Below are 3,715 nucleotides of genomic sequence, written 5' to 3' on the forward strand. Positions count from 1 at the left end.
TCAGTGCACCGCAGATTGTCGATACCGACATTGCTTCCGGTGCGGGCATTGCACAGAGTAAAATCCAGGGCCTTCCGTCTGACCTTGCGAGCAAGGAACCAGCCCTACCCAGTGGTGGGAACGTGACGCAGTTTTTAGCTGGTAACAAAACTTGGCAGAGTTTAACGACAGCGGTTGTGAGTGAAGATGCAGCGAATCTTTACTACACGGACGCCAGAGCGCGCGCAGCCGTGTCGGCGACATCACCCCTCAGCTACACATCCGGCACCGGCGTCTTGTCCCTGAGTCGTGCCGACAGTGTAGCGAACGGATACCTGAGCTCGACTGACTGGACGAGCTTTAATGCGAAGCAAGATGACCTCGGCTTTACGCCAGTGAATCGAGGCGGAGACACCATGTCCGGTGTCCTCGATATGAACGGCAACAACGTCACTAACGCCGGCAATATCCAGATCGCTGCAGCCAAGACTTTAGGCCTCGGTGTTTACGCAGCTGACCCGACAGGGCTGGGAGCAGAAGACAAAGGCAAAACTTGGTATAACTCAAGCGCCAACCAGATGAAGTATTGGGACGGCACTGCCGTGCAAGTCGTCGGTGCCGTGGGTGCAGCAGTGGCAAGTCTTAACGGCCAGACGGGAGCGTCTCAGACATTCGCACTTCCAGGCAGCATGGGTACGGCGCCGTCGTGGACTTCAACAGGTAACGTCCACACACTGAATATCCCGCTGGCATCTGCTGCGGGTGTGACGGCTGGTCTTCTATCAAATAGCGATTACTCGGTATTCAATGCTAAACAGCCCGCTGGTAGTTACGTCACAAATCTATCCGGTGACATCACATCTTCTGGTTTTAGCTCCGGTACGGTCGCAACCACCCTGCAATCTGTAGCGCTTCCCGGCACGGCAACCAAACTCACTTACGATGTCAAAGGCCGCGTCACTGCTGGGACCAGTTTAGACGCAGCTGACCTCCCTCCTCACAGCGCTGGGCTGATCACATCAGGAACCGTCGGTCTCGCTTACGGTGGTACGGGCACTAATCTCACGGCCACAGGTGGCGCCGGTCAGTATCTTAAACAAGTGACCGCCGGCGGTGCTGTCACTGTCGGTACACTACCATCTGCAGACATCACGAATGCCCTTGGCTACATGCCTGCGAATAAGGCTGGTGACACCATGGCGGGTGCCCTCAACATGGGCGCAAACGATCTCGTCAACACCGGCAATATCCAGATCGCAGCCGCTAAGACTTTAGGCCTCGGTGTTTACACCGCCGACCCCACTGGACTTGCCGCAGGAGACAAAGGTAAAACCTGGTTTAACTCTACCGCTAATCAAATGAAGTATTGGGACGGCACGGCGGTACAGGTGGTCGGTGCGGTGGGGGCTGCTCTCGCAAGCCTTAATGGGCAAACGGGAGCGACTCAGTCATTCGCGGTTCCAGGCAGCACTGGCACAGCACCGACCTGGTCCTCTGCCGGTAACGTCCATACCATTAATATCCCGCTGGCATCCGCTACGGGTGTCACGGCAGGACTACTGTCTAACAGCGATTTTGGTACTTTCAACGCTAAACAACCCGCTGGTAGTTACTTGACGGCCGTGACCGGAGATATCACGACCTCGGGATTTGCCTCTGGTACTGTCACGGCAACGTTACCGAGTATTGCGACTGCAGGTACAGCTACTAAAGTTACCTTTGATGCGAAGGGCCGGGTGACTTCTGGCACGTCATTAGCTGCTGCCGATCTTCCTGCCCACAGCGCTTCACTGATCACGTCCGGCACGCTAGGCGTCGCCAACGGTGGTACCGGTGCGGCAACACTGGCGGCTAACGGCGTGCTTCTAGGTAACGGCGCTAGTACTTTGCTCAGTGTGTCCCCGGGCAACAGTGGCAATGTACTCACGTCAAACGGTACGACCTGGACCAGCGCGATGCCGCCGGCTACAGACTGGGCTGCTCCTGGTGCGATTGGAGCGACTACGGCGAATACTGGTGTGTTTACGACGATTAGTGCATCAGGTTCAGTGGGGATTGGGACGACGATTCCTTCTGGAAAATTCCATGTAGTAGATACGAACAAAACTTTGGCGAGCGACTTTTATAACATGTACGTGACAACGAGTGACTCACCTGGTTCCGACACTGGCGGCAGCCTTGGTCTGGGTGGGAATTACGCCAGTGGCCAAACGGTATTCGCTTCCATAGCGGGACGCAAGAGCGATAACAGTTCAGGCTATGCCGGTTATTTGAGTCTGGCAGTTCGTGGCTCCGCATCGTTTCAACCTACGGAAGCCATGCGTATCACAAGTAGCGGCAACGTCGGTATTGGGACCGCAGCACCGAGTTCGCAGTTACACGTCGCTGCTACACTGCCCAATTCCGGACCCGAGATGAAGATTGAAAACCTCTCAGCAACAACGGCTAGTGCCGGTTATCGGTTAAAAAATACGGCGCGCAACTGGGGCATGTTTGTGCGTGGTGATGCATCAGACGTATTGGCCTTTCAGGACGATACTGCAAGTGCTATTCGCATGGCCATAACTAGCAACGGCAACGTCGGGATTGGGACTACAAATCCGTCATCATCACTGGCTGTAAATGGGGTCATCGAGTCCGCGTCGGGTGGTGTGAAGTATCCAGACGGCACCACACAGGTTACGGCGTATTTACCTGGAACTGTTCCGAGCGGTGCGAATATTAACGAGCCAATCACGGACCTCCGTCAGTTGTATGGCAAAAATACTGGAAACTACTACGTAAGGTGGCTTGATGGAGTAGTCCGATCTCACTACTGGGACGGTGCTTGGCTTACTGTTTGGGACGAAGGTATGGCTGCTAATGATTATACGGCTAATTGGTCCTCCGCGACGGTCACGAACATGACAAATTTCGGTGGCATTGCTGGATACGGCCATGGATGGACTCAGAGCGGGAGCGGAAACGCTAATTCGTGGAATTCAAACACTCTAACCATCAATAACTTACCAGTACACAGTGAGGCTCGTTATTCACTTAGATGGCATTTTGTCGATTCGGTAGATAGCGAGGAGAATACTTTGCGGATTTACGATGTTTTTGGCGATTATGATGCGTTAAATATTTTTTGGTCGGGAGTGAAATCACCTACTGGCACGGCCACGAATACCAACAGTTTTTACACACAGTCCACCTGGACGACAGCGACTTATAGTTACGCGCCCTGGACTGGTGGCTCCACTGATGGATACAGCAGTATAGACACGAAATCATTCGGCCATTTTTCGTCACGTTTCAAATGCACCCATTACACTGGAACCGATAGTGCTAGTAATGACGAGGCCATTTATTACACTCACGTTAAACTTCGACTTCGCTAAATTATCTGATCCAAAATCTTGGCTGTGCTGTCCGGGCTCGTCCGACACAGATAGCCGGATAATTTAAGACAACAAAGCATGTCACTTGTGTTTATAACCAATTGATATTTCTAGGATGCTCCACTTTCTTCCCCACATAAGGAACAAAGTATGTTAGGGAGCGCAAATGGATACAAATCAGACATTGCTAGAAAAGAAGCGTCGGACTCGCAGGAGCCCGGAAGCCATAGCGGAATTGATCCTCGAAGCAGAGAGGACCAAGAAGGCTGCCGATATCTGCAGACGCGAGGGGATCAGCCCAGCGCTGTTTGCCAGATGGCGGAGCAAGTTCAAACAAGCCGGCATTGCGGCAATGC

1 protein-coding gene is annotated in these 3,715 nt (G+C 53.3%); it reads left to right on the forward strand.

What is annotated here, in order from left to right:
* Positions 1-3,525: 3,525 nt before the first annotated feature.
* Positions 3,526-3,715 (forward strand): transposase (locus FJ146_19700; protein MBM4254196.1); only part of this gene is annotated, 190 nt, incomplete at its 3' end.

The sequence above is a fragment of the Deltaproteobacteria bacterium genome (genome assembly GCA_016874735.1).
GTDB lineage: Bacteria > Bdellovibrionota_B > Oligoflexia > Oligoflexales > CAIYRB01 > CAIYRB01.